The sequence below is a fragment of the Pseudacidovorax intermedius genome (genome assembly GCF_001476815.1).
GTDB classification, from domain to species: Bacteria; Pseudomonadota; Gammaproteobacteria; order Burkholderiales; family Burkholderiaceae_C; genus Xenophilus; species Xenophilus intermedius_A.
In genome coordinates this window covers 25590-40225 of the sequence record NZ_LDSL01000094.1, presented here as the reverse complement: position 1 = coordinate 40225, position 14636 = coordinate 25590, and the positions used below count along the sequence as shown (strand labels likewise).

Genomic DNA, 14636 nt, shown 5'->3' with positions numbered 1-14636 from the left:
TCACCGGCACGCGGCCGGCGGCCTGCTCGACGGTGACGCGGATGATCTCGCAGTGTTCCTCGACGTCCACCGTCGGCGACTCGCCCGTGGTGCCGACCACGCCCAGGCAGTCCGTGCCCTCAGCGATGTGCCAGTCGATGAGCTTGCGCAGGGCGTCGTAGTCGACGCTGCCGTCTTCATGCATCGGCGTGACGAGCGCGACGATGCTGCCAGTCAGTTGCTCCAAGGGATTCTCTTTGTCGGTGAAGCGGAATCGCGGATTCTAGCCAGCGACCTGGGAGGGACCGAGTCGATGCCGCGCAAGGGTTTCTCCGGTGCGCGGGCGCACGGCGGCGATGCGCTGGACGAAACGCGGCGGCGCGTCGACGAAGCCGTCCTCGTACGCCACCACCCGCAGCCCGCCCGCCGCCGCCACGGCGAGCAGCTCGCCGGGCGCGAGCAGGAACTCGGGCCGCGATGGCCGGCCGACCGTTTCGTTGCCCGTGGCGAAGGTCTCGTACAGCAGCACGCCGCCGGGTGCGACGGCCTCGGCGATGCGCGGCATCAGGGGGCGCCAGAGGTAGTTGGTCACGACCACGGCATCGAAGCGCCGGCCGTCGAAGGGCCAGGGGCCGTTCTCGATGTCCGCATTCACCAGTTCGGCGCCCTGCGCGGCCAGGGGCGCCAGCGCGGCCAGCGCCGCCGCGTCCCGGTCCACGCCCGTCACCGCGTGGCCCAGGCCATGAAGCCACACGAGATGGCGGCCGGCGCCGCAGGCCACGTCGAGCGCTCGGCCGGCCGGCGGGATCAGGTGCGCCCAGCGCTGCACCCAGTCCGAGGGCGTGCCGGCGCGCATGGGCGCGGCCGGCGTCCCGCTGGTGGCTGGCGCGACCGGTGCGGGCCCGTCTGCAGCGGCGGCGCTCATCCGAAGCAGGCCCAGATCTGGTTGCCCAGCATCACCAGGAAATCCGGCTGCGCGTAGAGCAGGAACACGCCGCCCAGTACCGCCGCGGCCACGGTCCAGCCGGCCAGCCGGCGGCCCCAGCGAGGTTGGGCGTCCGGGTCACGGGTCATGCCGGCTGCAGCGGTCGCCGTTCGATGGCCCGCTCGTTCACGGGCAGGTTCACCAGCGCCGCGAAGATGCCCAGCGCGATGGCGATGTACCAGACGACGTCGTAGCTGCCCGTGCGGTCGTACAGGTAGCCGCCCAGCCACACGCCCAGGAAGGAGCCCACCTGGTGGCTCAGGAACACGAAGCCGCCCAGCATCGACAGATGGGCCACGCCGAAGATCTGGGCAATGATGGCGTTGGTGGCCGGCACGGTCGACAGCCACAGTGCGCCGATCACCGCCGAGAAAACGTACACGGACATGGGCGTCAGCGGCACCAGCAGGAAGACGGTGATCGCTACCGCGCGCCCCAGGTAGATGAAGGCCAGGATCTTGCGCTTGGCGAAGCGCTGGCCCAGCACGCCGGCCGTGTAGGTGCCGAACACGTTGAACAGGCCGATCAGCGCCAGCGCATAGCTGGCCACCTGCGGCGCCAGGCCGTGGTCCTTGAGGTAGCTGGGCATGTGCACGCCGATGAACACCACCTGGAAGCCGCAGACGAAGTAGCCGGCCATCAGCAGCACGAAGCTCGGGTAGCGGAAGGCTTCGGCCACCGCCTGCGCGATGGTCTGCTCGCGCCGGCCGGCGCCGGTGGTGTGGGCGGGTTCGCGCAGCAGGAAGGCCAGCGGCACGATCACCAGCGCCAGCACGGCCAGCGCCAGCAGGGCGTTCTGCCAGCCCAGTTGCAGGATCAGCTGGCCTTCGACCGGCACCATGAAGAACTGGCCGAAAGAGCCGGCCGCCGCCGTGATGCCCATGGCCCAGGAACGCTTGTCCGCCGGCAGCTGCCGGCCGATCACGCCGTAGATCACGGCATAGGTGGTGCCCGCCTGGGCCATGCCGATCAGCACGCCGGCCGTCAGCGCGAACACCAGCGGCGTGGGCGACAGCGCCATGCCCGCCAGGCCCGCCGCGTAGCACGCTGCGCCGATCAGCAGCACCCTGAAGGCGCCCAGCTTGTCGGCCAGCATGCCCGCGAACACGCCCGCCACACCCCAGGCGAGGTTCTGGATGGCGATGGCCAGCGAGAAGGTCTGGCGCGTCCAGCCCTGCTCCTGCGTGATCGGCTGCAGCCACAGGCCGAAGCCGTGGCGGATGCCCATGGACAGCGTCACGACCAGGGCACCGCAGATGAGCACCTGGCGCATGGAGAGGTTGGGGGCAGAAGGGGGCATGGCGGCAGCGTCTCTTTTTGTTGGATGTCGTGACGGAAGTCACCCGATCGGGTGGCGCGACGCATTGTCCCCGCTCGCCGCGCAGCTTGCAGCCGATAGCATGGATTTGGCACAACAATCAGGGAATGGACATGGCACAGCCACAGCAACTGCCGCACATGAGCGAGGCCGACTATCTGGACTGGGAAGCGACCCAGGAGGAGCGGCACGAGTACATCGATGGCGAGGTCTACGCCATGGCCGGGGCCGAAGACCGGCACGTCACGGTGAGCGGGAATCTCTTCGTCGCCCTTCACCAGCTCCTGCGTGACACCCCCTGCCGCGCCTACATGAGCGACATGCGGCTGCACGTCGCCAGTTCCCGCGCCTACTTCTATCCGGACGTCATGGTCACCTGCCACCCGCAGGACCGCGAGTCGCGGCTGTCCAAGTCGCAGCCGGTGCTGGTCGCCGAGGTGCTGTCGCCGAGCACCGGGAGCTACGACCACGGCGTCAAGTTCGCGCACTACCGAACGCTGGAGTCGCTGAAGGAATATGCGCTGATCGACCCCGAGCGCCGCAGCGCCGACGTCTACCGCAAGGGCGCGGACGGTCTGTGGGTGCTGCACCCTTTTGCCGCCGGCGACACGGTCGAGTTCGCCAGCGTCGAACTGCGCCTGCCGGCCGCGGAACTGTTCGCCAAGCTGGATTGACCCCGTCATCCGCACAGGGGCTGGATGGGCATCCAGTTTCTGCGCAGGGCGTGACTACAATCCGCGCCCATGGCAACCCCCAGCAAGACGCCTTCCGGCTATTCGGAAGGTTCCATCCGCGTCCTCAAGGGCCTGGAGCCCGTCAAGCAGCGGCCGGGCATGTACACCCGCACCGACAACCCGCTGCACATCATTCAGGAAGTGATCGACAACGCCGCCGACGAGGCGTTGGCGGGCTTCGGCAAGAAGATCAAGGTCACGCTGCACACCGACGGCTCGGTCAGCGTCGAGGACGACGGCCGCGGCATTCCCTTCGGCCTGCATCCCGAAGAAAAGGCCCCGGTCATCGAACTGGTCTACACCCGGCTGCATGCCGGCGGCAAGTTCGACAAGGGCCAGGGCGGCGCCTACAGCTTCTCGGGCGGCCTGCACGGCGTGGGCGTGTCCGTCACCAACGCGTTGTCGACGCGGCTCGAGGTGGTGTCGCACCGCGAGGGCCAGGTGGCGCGCCTCGTCTTCAGCGCCGGCGACGTGATCGAGCCGCTGCAGCTGCGCCCCCAGGCCGGCGGCGACCGCAGGCAGGGCACCACCGTCCGCGCCTGGCCAGACGCCAAGTATTTCGAATCCGCCGCCTTCCCCATGGGCGAGCTGACGCACCTGCTGCGCAGCAAGGCCGTGCTGATGCCCGGCGTGGCCGTGAGCCTGACGGTGGAGAAGAGCGGCGAGACGCAGCAGTGGCTCTACAAGGGCGGCCTGCGCGACTACCTCATGCAGACGCTCACCGCCGACCCGGTGATCCCGCTCTTCGAGGGTGCCGGCCATGCCGACAAGAACACCGAAACCTTCGCCGAGGGCGAGGGCGCCGAATGGTGCGTGGCCTTCACCGAGGAAGGCCAGCCGGTGCGCGAGAGCTACGTCAACCTGATCCCTACCAGCGCCGGAGGCACGCACGAGAGCGGCCTGCGCGACGGCCTGTTCAACGCCGTCAAGAGCTTCATCGAGCTGCATTCGCTGCTGCCCAAGGGCGTCAAGCTGCTGCCCGAGGACGTGTTCGCCCGCGCCAGCTACGTGCTGTCCGCCAAGGTGCTCGATCCGCAGTTCCAGGGCCAGATCAAGGAGCGGCTCAACTCGCGCGATGCGGTGCGGCTGGTCTCCAGCTTCGTGCGGCCGGCGCTGGAGCTGTGGCTCAACCAGCACGTCGACTACGGCAAGAAGCTGGCCGAACTCGCCATCAAGGCCGCGCAGACCCGCCAGCGCGCCGGCCAGAAGGTGGAAAAGCGCAAGGGCTCCGGCGTGGCCGTGCTGCCCGGCAAGCTCACCGACTGCGAGAGCCGCGACATCGGCCACAACGAACTCTTCCTGGTCGAGGGCGACTCCGCCGGCGGCAGCGCCAAGATGGGCCGCGACAAGGAATGCCAGGCCATCCTGCCCTTGCGCGGCAAGGTGCTCAACACCTGGGAAGTCGAGCGCGACCGCTTGTTCGCCAACACCGAGATCCACGACATCTCGGTCGCCATCGGCGTCGATCCGCACGGGCCGGCCGACACGCCCGACCTGTCGGGCCTGCGCTACGGCAAGGTTTGCATCCTGTCCGATGCGGACGTGGACGGTTCGCACATCCAGGTGCTGCTGCTCACGCTGTTCTTCCGCCACTTCCCCAAGCTGATCGATGCCGGTCACGTGTACGTGGCGCGGCCGCCGCTGTTCCGCGTCGACGCGCCGGCCCGCGGCAAGAAGCCGGCCGCCAAGTTCTACGCGCTGGACGAGGCCGAACTGACGGCCATCCTCGACAAGCTGCGCAAGGACGGCGTGGCCGAAGGCAAATGGAGCATCAGCCGCTTCAAGGGCCTGGGCGAGATGAGCGCCGAGCAGCTGTGGGAAACCACGCTCAACCCCGACACCCGCCGCCTGCTGCAGGTGCGCCTGGGCCGGCTGGACTTCAGTCGCACGCAGGGCGAGATCACCAAGATCATGGGCAAGGGCGAGGCCGCCGCGCGCCGCGAGCTGATGGAACTGCGGGCGGACGACGTCGAGATCGACGTATGAGCGCGTCGTTCCTGGCCGCGGTGTTGCCTTTGCTCCTCTCCCCTTTGGGGAGAGGTGGGGTGAGGGGCCGCGGGCGTTCGATGGGGTGCAGCGTCGGCTTTGGTGCCGACGTTGCCGAGCATGCGAGTGGCGATAGGACGCACCGTCCGGTGCTGGCCCCCACCCCAGCCCTCCCCCAGAGGGGGAGGGGGCGGAAGCTGGCGCTGGGTGCCGTCGCTGGCGCCCTGTGCTTGGCCGCCGTCTCCGCGCAGGCGGCGCTCTACGGCTACACCGATGAGCGCGGCGTCGCCCACTTTTCCGCCGAAAAGCTCGACGCCCGCTACCAGCTGGTGCTGCGCGACGACACCGCCGGCAAGTTCGGTGCCGACGACGCCGTGCCGGCCGAGGCGGCGCAGGCGCTGCAGCAGCTGCTGACCGGTCGCACCGGCGCCGCCGCCGGCCGCACGGTGTATGGCTACCTGGACGAACAGGGCCGCCCGCATTTCTCCGACCGCCGCGAGGACGAGCGCTTCGAGCTGATCGTGCGCGACGGCGAGGTCATCAACAGCCGCTGGAACCCCATCGACCGCCGCAGGCCGCTGCCGCCCGCCGTGGCCGGCGCCGAGCCGCCGCGCAAGGGCCTGCTGGCGCTGGTCGAGCGGCCGCCGCTGTCGCCGGCCGCGCAGACGGCGCTGCGCGAGGCCGCCCGCAGGCATGGCCTGGATGAATCGCTGCTGCACGCCCTCATGGCGGCCGAATCCGGCTTCGACATCGATGCCGTCTCGCCCAAGGGCGCCGTCGGCCTGATGCAGCTGATGCCCGCCACCGCCGAGCGCTACGGCGTGCGCGCCGACGCCAGGCAGACGGTGGCCCACAAGCTCACCGACCCGCGCATCAACATCGCTGCCGGCAGCCGCTATTTCAGCGACCTGCTCAAGATGTTCGAAGGCAGCGTCGAACTGGCTCTGGCTGCCTACAACGCGGGCGAGGGCGCGGTGCAGCGCGCCGGCCGGCGCATTCCCGACTACCGCGAAACGCAGAACTACGTGAAGACGGTGATGCAGCTCTATGCACACCTCAAGCCTTCGGCCGTCTCGCGCATGCTCACGGCCAGCGCGAGCCGCGGCGGCAAGCCCGCCACCCGCGTGCGCATGGAGATCGCGCCGCCCGCCGCCGAGCGCGACGCCGGCGCCGAATAAGCCCGCCCTCAAAGACCGGCGGACCGCCCGATGCGTCCGCCTGCCAGAACCCGACTTTCCGCACGACGATGGACGACGACACCCTAGCCCCCCAGGCCCTGGCCGAGCCCGAGGACCCGAACAGCCTGACCCTGGCCGACTACGCCCAGACCGCCTACCTCGAATACGCCCTCAGCGTCGTCAAGGGCCGCGCGCTGCCCGACGTGTGCGACGGCCAGAAGCCGGTGCAACGGCGCATCCTGTACTCGATGTCGCGCATGGGCCTGGGCTTCGGCGGCACCAACGGCACCGTGGGCGCCAAGCCGGTCAAGAGCGCGCGCGTGGTGGGCGACGTGCTCGGCCGCTTCCATCCGCACGGCGACCAGGCCGCCTACGACGCGCTGGTGCGCATGGCGCAGGACTTCGCCCAGCGCTATCCGCTGATCGACGGCCAGGGCAACTTCGGCAGCCGCGACGGCGACGGCGCCGCGGCCATGCGCTACACCGAGGCGCGCCTCGCCCGCATCACCTCGCTGCTGCTCGACGAGATCGACGAGGGCACGGTGGACTTCGTGCCCAACTACGACGGCTCCACCGACGAGCCGCGCCAGCTGCCGGCGCGCCTGCCCTTCGTGCTGCTCAACGGCGCCAGCGGCATCGCCGTGGGCCTGGCTACCGAGATTCCGAGCCACAACCTCCGCGAAGTGGCCGACGCCTGCGTGGCCCTGATCAAGGCCGGTGGCCAGCTCAGCGACGAAGAGCTGTTTGCCCTCATCCCCGGCCCCGACTACCCCGGCGGCGCGCAGATCATCAGCAGCGCCGCCGACATCGCCGACGCCTACCGCACCGGCCGCGGCTCGCTCAAGGTGCGCGCCCGGTGGAAGATCGAGGAGCTGGCCCGCGGCCAGTGGCAGGTGGTGGTCACCGAATTGCCGCCGGGCGTGAGCAACCAGAAGGTGCTCGAAGAGATCGAGGAGCTGACCAACCCCAAGGTCAAGGCCGGCAAGAAGGCGCTCACCACCGAGCAGCAGCAGGTCAAGGCCGCGCTGCTGGCGGTGCTGGACGCCGTGCGCGACGAGTCGAGCAAGGACGCGCCGGTGCGCCTGGTCTTCGAGCCCAAGACCTCGCGCATTCCGCAGGAGGAATTCATCGCCACGCTGCTGGCGCAGACCTCGCTGGAGACCTCGGCGCCCATCAACCTCACGCAGGTGGGCCTGGACGGCAAGCCGACGCAGAAGTCGCTGCGCCAGATGCTGGAAGAGTGGATCGCCTTCCGCGCCCGCACCGTGGAGCGCCGCTCGCGCTTCCGGCTCGACAAGGTGCTGGACCGCATCCACATCCTCGAAGGCCGGCAGCTGGTGCTGCTCAACATCGACGAGGTGATCGCCATCATCCGCGCCGCCGAGGACCCGAAGGCCGCGCTGATTGCCCGCTTCAACCTGAGCGACCGGCAGGCCGAGGACATCCTCGAAATCCGCCTGCGCCAGCTGGCCCGGCTGGAAGCCATCAAGATCGAGCAGGAACTGGCCAAGCTGCGCGACGAGCAGAAGAAGCTGGAAGAAATCCTCGGCAGCCCGGCCGCGCTGCGCCGCCTGCTGGTCAAGGAGATCGAGCACGACGCCAAGACCTTCGAGGACCCGCGCCGCACGCTGATCCAGGCCGACAAGCGCGCCGTGGCCGAGGTCAAGGTGCTCGATGAGCCCGTGACGGTGATCGTGTCGCAGAAGGGCTGGGTGCGCACGCAGAAGGGCTGGAACCCGGAGAAGGCCGACTATGCCTTCAAGGCCGGCGACAGCCTGTACGGTGCCTTCGAATGCCGCACGGTCGACACGCTGCTGGTCTTCGGCACCGCCAAGGGCGGCTCGGTGCGGGTCTACACGGTGCCCGTGGCCGGCCTGCCGGGCGGCCGCGGCGACGGCCAGCCCGTCACCACCATGATCGAGCTGGAGGCCGGCACGCAGGTGTCGCATTTCTTCGCCGGCCCCCCGGCGGCGCAGCTGCTGCTGTCGAGCACCGGTGGCTTCGGCTTCATCGCCGCCATCGAGCACATGATGTCGCGCCACCGCAGCGGCAAGGCCTTCATGGACGTGGCCGAGGGCGACCAGCTCTGCCGCCCCAGCCTGGCGGGCGGCGCGGCGGGCACCGAGCCGATGCCTGCCGCGACGCACGTGTGCTGCGTGGCGAGCGACCGGCAGATCCTCACCTTCGACATCGGCGAACTCAAGCTGCTGCCGAAGGGCGGGCGCGGCCTCACGCTGATGGACCTGGCGCCCAAGGCGCGGCTCGCGGGTGCAGCGGCGTACACGCGCAGCATCCGCATCGAAGGCGACTTCCGCGGCAAGCGGCGCGACGAGCAGCTGGACATCCGCACGCTCAACAACGCGGGCGGCACGCGCGGGCGCAAGGGCAAGCCGGGCTCGTTCACCTTCACGCCCGACTGGGTGCAAAGGATCCTGTGATGGGCGGCATCGACTTCAGCACCCTGGGCCTGCTGCTGGGCGCCGGCACCGGCGTCCTGAGCTTCTGGCTGGGCCGCAAGCTCACCGCCAAATGGCGTCTGCGCAAGCGGGAGAAGGAAGAGATCGCCCGCCGCGCCACCGAGACGCGCCAGCAGCGCCGGGCCCGGGAGCGGCGCGAGAACGCGCGCTGATTGGAAGGCTACGCCCCGGCTTCGACAGGCTCAGCCCGAACGGACCGTGGCGTACTGACCCATCGCGCCGGCGGCCGTCGCGCCCTCTGGGGCGATGCCCACCAAAATGGGCTCGGCCCCGACGGTCTCGGCGCACAGGCCGCCGCGCATGGCGAGCAGCGTGTCGCCGAAGCCGCCGCGCGCACGGGCCTGCGTGCGGGCGCTGGTCCACACGCGGGGCCGGGCGCTCCAGGCGATGCGGGCGCCGCCGCGCTCCAGCGCGTCCACCAGCGCCACGTCCTCCCCGCACGCCAGGGGCGCGAAGCCGCCCGCCTGGCGATAGGCCGCTGCGCTCACGCCCAGGTTGGCGCCGTGGATGTGCCGGTGCCCGTCCGCATCGGTGTAGTGGCTGGCGAAGTGCGCCTGGAGCGCATCGGCCAGCACGCCATGCACCGACCAGTCGTCCACCGCCACGCTGCCGCAGACCGCGTCGGCCGCCAGGGCCAGCTGCTCGGCCAGCCAGCGTTCGTCCACGCGCGTGTCGGCATCGGTGAAGGCCAGCCAGCGCGCGCCGGCCGCGAGCAGCCAGTCGGCGCCGGCGGCGCGCGCACTGCCCACGTTGCGGGCGGCGATGGGCAGCGTCCAGGCACCAGCTTCGCGCGCCAGGCGGGCCGTGGCGTCGGTGCAGTCGTCCAGCACCACCACCACGCGCACGGCCTCGCCGGCCAGTGCCGGATGCTGCGAGGCCGCCTGCACGGCCGCCAGCGCGGCGGCAATGTGGGCCTGCTCGTCGTGGGCCGGAATGGCGACGCCGATCACCGGATGCCCTCCGCCTGCGCCACCGAGCGCGGCGAACGCTGCCAGACCTGCAGCAGGAAGTCGTCCTCCTCGTGCCGCAGCAGCCGGTGCAGGCCGAGGCCATCGAGCAGGCGGTGGACCTCGTCCGTGGGGCAGCGGCGGCCCGCGAAGTCGGGCCGCCAGTCGCAGGCGACCAGCACGCCGTCGGCGGTGAGCGAGGCGTTGCAGCGTTCGGCCATGGCGTGCACGTCGTCGGGCGTGAGGAAGTAGCTGACCTCGCTGAGTACCACGAGGTCGAACCGGCCCTCGTGCGGCCACTCTTGCGGCAGGCTGCGCTGTTCGACGCGCACGTGGGGCAGGTGCGCCAGGAGCAACGTGGCGGTCGCGACCGCGCGGGGATGGAAGTCGCTGCACCAGAGCTCGTCGCAGCGCTCGGCCAACGACAGGCTCAGCGCCGCCGCGCCGCAGCCAGGTTCATAGGCGCGGCGGAAGCGGGGACGGGGCAGGGCGGCGAGCAGCAGCTCGCGCTTGCGGCGCTCGTACCAGCGGGTGCGCACGCCGTAGGGGTCGTCCTGCTCGGCATAGATGGCGTCGAAGTAGGCGCGCTGCTGGCCAGGTTCGGGGGGCTCATCGGCGGTCGCGGCGGTCGACGTGTTCATGGGCGAGGGGCTTTGGCAAGGTTGGGCGGGCATGGCGCGGCGTGTCACGGCGCAGCATCGAAGAAGACCTCGAAGGGCCGCCCGGCGCGGGCCAGGGTGCTCTGGCGCAGCACCGGCGCAGCACCGGTGCTGGGGTCGGGCTGAATCTGGCTGGCGAAAGCGGCCATGGCGGCCTGCTTGCGCTGGACGACCGCCGCAGGCAACGGCAGGCGAAAGGCGCGATTCCAGGGCAGGCGTTCGTCGCCGGGCTGCGCCCAGTGCCAGGCCCAGACGGCGGCCTCCAGCCAGCGGGCGCCTGCCGCGGCCGCGGCCTGCACGGTGGCCCGGCCAGTGGCTTCATGGTCGGGATGGCCATCCAGCCGCCAGGTGGTCAGCACCACATCGCTCGGGTACAGCAGCGGCTGAAGCTGGCGCGCCAGGTCGTCCTCGGCCTCGCGCAGGCCGCCGTCGGGCAGGCCGAGGCGGATGAGTGCCTGCGGCTGCACGCCGAGCGCGGTCAGCGCAGCGAGGCTTTCCTGCGGCCGCTCGGCTTGCAAGCGTGCGGCGGGCCACCGCGTGGAGCCGGGATGACTGGCGGTGCCGTCCGTCACCGCCACCAGCATGGCTGGCCGACCCAGAGCCGCGGCCAGCGACAGCAGGCCCCCGGCCGCCAGGATCTCGTCGTCCGGATGCGGCGCCACGACGACGACGCGGCCACCTTCGGGCACCAGGGCCCCTGCCGCCATCTCGGGCAAGGCCTGAAGCCTGCGGCATTGCGCCCAGCGCCATTCCGGCGTGCCGTCGCTGGCGTCGATGTGGCGCGATGCCGCGTCGTCCGCGGAAGAGGGGCTGCGCAGCGCCGCCGCCGTCACAGCGCGCACCATCCGCCGAAGGCGGCCGGCGCCGTCGTGCCGTGGGCCAGCGCCAGGCGGCCGAGCTCGGCCTGGTCGCGCTCGGCGTGGCTCTGCCGCACGAAGACCGGCAGGTCCGCCATCAGCCGCGCGAAATGGGCATCGGCGCACAGCGGGCCGGCGCCGAGGGCACGCCCTGCGTGCTGCACGATCTCGCCCACCGCATGCTCGACCACCAGGCGCGCGCGCAGGGCGGTGGCCTGGGCATTGGCGGTGGGATGGGTGTCGATCCAGGACGCGCATTCGCGCAGCAGCGAGGCGCAGGCGCACAGCAGCGATTCGGCCGCGCCCAGGTGCGCGAGCTGGTGGGCGTCGGGCTTGCCTGCCGCGAAACGTCGGCGCATGGCCCGCGCGATGGCTGAGGCGCCGCCCCACCAGCAGGCCGCGATGCCCGCACCGCCGTGCCAGAAGCCGGCGCGTGCCACGTAATCGCCCGGCTGGCCGAGCGCCAGCGCCGGGGTGGCGTCGAAATCGACCTGGCCGGTGTCCGAGGGGCCCATGCCGACGGCATGCCAGTGGCGGTTGCTGATGGTGACGCCCGGCGCATGAAGCGTCACCACCGCCAGGCCCGGCTGGCCATCGTCGTACCAGCCGCTCACGACGGCATGTGTGACGTGCGTCGCGCCCGAGCACCAAGCTTTGGGGCCATGCAGGCGCAAGGCATCGCCGCCGGTGCGCTCGAAGCGCAGCCGCGCGGACGGCGGCTCCGCGCACCAGGTGCCCCACAGGCTGCCTTCGGCGGGCGCGGGACCGTGGAGCTCGTCGAGGATCGCCAGGGCGTCCGTGTGGCCTTCGTAGAGCTTGGCCAGGTTGAGATCCACCGCCGCCACCGCCGCCAGCCACTGCCAGCGCAGCAAGGTGCTGCCGTGGCCCGGCAGCGGCAGTTGATCGATGCCGGCCGCCACCAGATGCCTCAGCGCCAGCGCGCCGCCGGCTTCTTCGGCCAGCGCGTCCAGCACCCCCGCGGGTTGCTGCGCCAGGGTGGCGGAAAAGGGCGTGGAGAAATCCGTCATCGCCGGCAAGATTAGGCGGGACGACGCCGCCCGGCGGTCGGTCCTCGGGGGTGGCACCGGTCGGCCTGCGTGCGCGGGCGCGGTCGGCGCGGGCGCGCCGGCCTTGTAGGAGCCCATCAGCCGCAGCCAGGCCGCGCGCCCGCCCATCCGGCCCTGCCACCCCCCGTCGCCGCCTCAGCTTGCACAATGGCGGGCTGCCTGCGCGTCGGCTCCCTTGCCCGCGCCACCCGTCCACCGCACCGCTTTTCTTCCGGAGACATTTCGAATGACGTCACTGCGCCTCGGCATGATCGGCATCGGCCTCATGGGCCACGGCATCGCCACCAACCTGGTCAAGCACGGCCACGCACTCACCGTGCTGGAGCATCCCGGCAACCAACCGCTCGACGCTCTGCTGGCCGCCGGCGCCCGCACGGCCGCCACGCCGGCTGCCCTGGCCGCCGAGGCCGACGTCGTCATCCTCTGCGTCACCGGCTCGCCCCAGGTCGAGGCCGTGCTCATGGGCGAGCAGGGCATGCTCACGGCCCTGCGGCCGGGCACCATCGTCATCGACTGCTCCACCTCCATCCCCGATTCCACGCTGCGCATGGCCCGCGCCGTCCAGCAGGCCGGCGGCCGCTTTCTCGACGCGCCGATGACGCGCACGCCCAAGGAGGCCGCCGAAGGCCGCCTCAACCTGCTGGTGGGGGGCGACGCCGCGCTGTTCGCCGAATGCCGGCCGCTGCTGGCCTGCTTTGCCGAGAACATCACCCATGCAGGCGGCATCGGCGCCGGCCACGGCATGAAGCTGCTGCACAACTACGTGTCGCTGGGTACCGTGGCGCTCATCGCCGAGGCCGCGGCCTGCGCCCGCCGCGCCGGCGTTGCCGCCGACGTGTTCGTGGACGTGCTCGCCAAGGGCGGCGGCGGCGGCGTGGCGCTGGAGCGGCTCAAGCCCGCCATCCTGAGCGACGACGCCAGCGGCCTGCGCTTCGCCATGTCCAACGCGCAGAAGGACCTGGGCTACTACACCCAGATGGCCCAGGGCTTCGACGCCGCCCAGCGCATCGCCGACGCGGTGTACGGCACCTATGCCGGCGCGGTGGAGCAGGGCGGCGTGCAGCGCCTGGTGCCCGAACTGGTGGCCCTGCTGGAGCAGGCCGGCGGCAGCGGTTCGTCGGGCGGCTGAAATCGCCGAAATCCGCTATATACTGCGAGGCTCTTCGGAAATGCAGCCAGCGCTTGCCGCCCGGCCCGCACCGAAGGTCTCCCAGCGGCGCGATAGCAAAGCGGTTATGCCCCGGATTGCAAATCCGGTCAGTCCGGTTCGACTCCGGATCGCGCCTCCACCCCATACTCCCCTCGACGCTCGCTCCTGCTATCGTCCGCCCAAGCCGCCCGGATGGTGAAATTGGTAGACACAGCGGACTTAAAATCCGTCGCCGTTGAAGGACGGCATACCGGTTCGACCCCGGTTCCGGGCACCACCGTCACCTAGAACAGGGAGCTGCTCATGCCTCGCTACAACGCTCCATTCGAAATCCATGTGCACGGCGACGTTCCGCTGCGGCCGGATGTCACCTACGCGCAGATCCAGGAAGCGCTCAAGCCCCTGTGGACCTATGCCGGCGCCAAGTCGCTGGCCGACGGCGCCACCAGCACCTACGAAGAAGAGCCGGGTATCCGTTTCGACGCCAAGGACCGCATGCTGCAGGTCTGCTGGACGATCACCGGCGACGAGGACTTCCGCCAGGCGCTCGACGAGATGTGCATGGCCCTGAACGACCTGACCGAGCAGGGCGCGGCCATCGAGGTCAGCTTCTACGACACCGAGTTCGACGAAGAGGAAGACGGCGACCCCGAAGCCGATTCGCGCGACGACTTCGTGATGCTGTTCGTCGGGCCCAACCCCGCGGCCATCATGCAGGTGCAGCGCGACCTGCTGGTCGAAGACGTGGTGCACCTGATGGAGCGCCACTTCGACGGCGCCGAGCTCGGCGGCGTGGTGGGCGAGATCGACAAGCTCTTCAGCGACCGCTTCGACGCGCTGGTCAACTCCCTCGAAATCGGCCGCCCCCCGCGTGGCGGCGGCAGCAGCGGCGGGCCCGGCGCGGGCGGCCACGGCGGTGGCCGCCGGCCGCGGCATCTGCACTGAAACTGCCGAGCGCTGCCCGCGCCGTTGATGGATGCCCGCCAATCGGCGGGCATCGTCGTTTCTGGACGAGGTGGGATGCTTGTCCGTCCGACGCGGGCTCGACGCCAGTTCTGCAGGCTCGGCGCCTGCTCTCTACGCTGGCGTGACGCCTGTTCTCTATGCTGGCGTGACCGGTTTTGCTCCTCTCCCCTTGCGGGAGAGGCTGGGAGAGGGGTCGACGGCTTTTGCTTGGATGGTGGTGTGGGCACCCCCCTCTCCCCAGCCCTCTCCCGCGAGGGGAGAGGGAGCAACAGCCAGGCTCTGCGCTGGTACGCAACAGCCAGGCTCTGCACGTGCATGCAACAGCCAGGCTCT

15 protein-coding genes and 2 tRNA genes are annotated in these 14636 nt (G+C 70.8%); 9 read left to right on the top strand and 8 right to left on the bottom strand.

What is annotated here, in order from left to right; translation table 11 throughout:
- The 4 genes from NS331_RS14865 to NS331_RS14855 form a co-directional block, all read right to left on the bottom strand.
- Window positions 1-184, bottom strand: a 184-nt coding sequence (locus tag NS331_RS14865; RefSeq protein ID WP_242873760.1) for a dihydrodipicolinate synthase family protein, incomplete at its 3' end; no start/stop codon positions are given.
- Between the two features lie 78 nt (window positions 185-262).
- Window positions 263-835, bottom strand: a complete 573-nt coding sequence (locus NS331_RS14860) for a class I SAM-dependent methyltransferase (protein ID WP_058642753.1) — start codon at window positions 833-835, stop codon at window positions 263-265.
- Between the two features lie 65 nt (window positions 836-900).
- Window positions 901-1053, bottom strand: a complete 153-nt coding sequence (locus NS331_RS26730) for a hypothetical protein (RefSeq protein ID WP_193758117.1) — start codon at window positions 1051-1053, stop codon at window positions 901-903.
- A complete protein-coding gene (locus tag NS331_RS14855) occupies window positions 1050-2264 on the bottom strand; it encodes an MFS transporter (RefSeq protein ID WP_058642752.1) in 1215 nt (404 codons plus the stop codon). Before NS331_RS14855 ends, NS331_RS26730 begins: the two co-directional genes overlap by 4 nt.
- 131 nt (window positions 2265-2395) lie before the next feature.
- Between NS331_RS14855 and NS331_RS14850 the strand changes: the two genes are divergently transcribed.
- The 5 genes from NS331_RS14850 (at window position 2396) to NS331_RS14830 (ending at window position 8809) form a co-directional block, all read left to right on the top strand.
- A complete protein-coding gene (locus NS331_RS14850; RefSeq protein ID WP_058642757.1) occupies window positions 2396-2956 on the top strand; it encodes a Uma2 family endonuclease in 561 nt (186 codons plus the stop codon).
- 69 nt (window positions 2957-3025) lie between these two features.
- Window positions 3026-5002: a DNA topoisomerase IV subunit B gene (locus NS331_RS14845; RefSeq protein WP_058642751.1), complete on the top strand. Its 1977-nt coding sequence runs from the start codon at window positions 3026-3028 to the stop codon at window positions 5000-5002.
- A 230-nt stretch (window positions 5003-5232) separates the two neighbouring features.
- On the top strand, window positions 5233-6180 hold the full coding sequence (locus tag NS331_RS14840; RefSeq protein ID WP_058642750.1) for a lytic transglycosylase domain-containing protein: 948 nt from the start codon (window positions 5233-5235) through the stop codon (window positions 6178-6180).
- A 68-nt stretch (window positions 6181-6248) separates the two neighbouring features.
- On the top strand, window positions 6249-8618 hold the full coding sequence (gene parC / locus NS331_RS14835; protein WP_058642749.1) for a DNA topoisomerase IV subunit A: 2370 nt from the start codon (window positions 6249-6251) through the stop codon (window positions 8616-8618).
- Window positions 8618-8809, top strand: a complete 192-nt coding sequence (locus tag NS331_RS14830) for a hypothetical protein (protein ID WP_058642748.1) — start codon at window positions 8618-8620, stop codon at window positions 8807-8809. Before parC ends, NS331_RS14830 begins: the two co-directional genes overlap by 1 nt.
- Before the next feature lie 30 nt (window positions 8810-8839).
- On the opposite strand, the gene NS331_RS14825 is transcribed toward NS331_RS14830, so the two are convergent.
- Genes NS331_RS14825 through NS331_RS14810 form a run of 4 tightly spaced genes read right to left on the bottom strand, consistent with a single transcriptional unit; the run spans window position 8840 to window position 12148 of the window.
- On the bottom strand, window positions 8840-9607 hold the full coding sequence (locus NS331_RS14825; protein WP_058642747.1) for a glycosyltransferase family 2 protein: 768 nt from the start codon (window positions 9605-9607) through the stop codon (window positions 8840-8842).
- A complete protein-coding gene (locus tag NS331_RS14820; protein WP_058642746.1) occupies window positions 9604-10245 on the bottom strand; it encodes a methyltransferase in 642 nt (213 codons plus the stop codon). Before NS331_RS14820 ends, NS331_RS14825 begins: the two co-directional genes overlap by 4 nt.
- A 44-nt stretch (window positions 10246-10289) precedes the next feature.
- A complete protein-coding gene (locus NS331_RS14815; RefSeq protein WP_082702504.1) occupies window positions 10290-11108 on the bottom strand; it encodes a PIG-L deacetylase family protein in 819 nt (272 codons plus the stop codon).
- Window positions 11093-12148: an acyl-CoA dehydrogenase family protein gene (locus NS331_RS14810; protein ID WP_082702503.1), complete on the bottom strand. Its 1056-nt coding sequence runs from the start codon at window positions 12146-12148 to the stop codon at window positions 11093-11095. Before NS331_RS14810 ends, NS331_RS14815 begins: the two co-directional genes overlap by 16 nt.
- Window positions 12149-12413: 265 nt before the next feature.
- Between NS331_RS14810 and NS331_RS14805 the strand changes: the two genes are divergently transcribed.
- The 4 genes from NS331_RS14805 to NS331_RS14790 all read left to right on the top strand — a co-directional run bounded on the left by NS331_RS14805 (window position 12414) and on the right by NS331_RS14790 (window position 14282).
- On the top strand, window positions 12414-13316 hold the full coding sequence (locus tag NS331_RS14805) for an NAD(P)-dependent oxidoreductase (RefSeq protein WP_058642745.1): 903 nt from the start codon (window positions 12414-12416) through the stop codon (window positions 13314-13316).
- Window positions 13317-13402: 86 nt separating this feature from the next.
- A tRNA-Cys gene (locus NS331_RS14800) sits at window positions 13403-13476 on the top strand.
- Window positions 13477-13523: 47 nt separating this feature from the next.
- Window positions 13524-13614: transfer RNA gene (locus tag NS331_RS14795), tRNA-Leu, on the top strand.
- 26 nt (window positions 13615-13640) lie between these two features.
- Window positions 13641-14282: a DUF6806 family protein gene (locus tag NS331_RS14790; RefSeq protein ID WP_058642744.1), complete on the top strand. Its 642-nt coding sequence runs from the start codon at window positions 13641-13643 to the stop codon at window positions 14280-14282.
- Window positions 14283-14636: the final 354 nt, after the last annotated feature.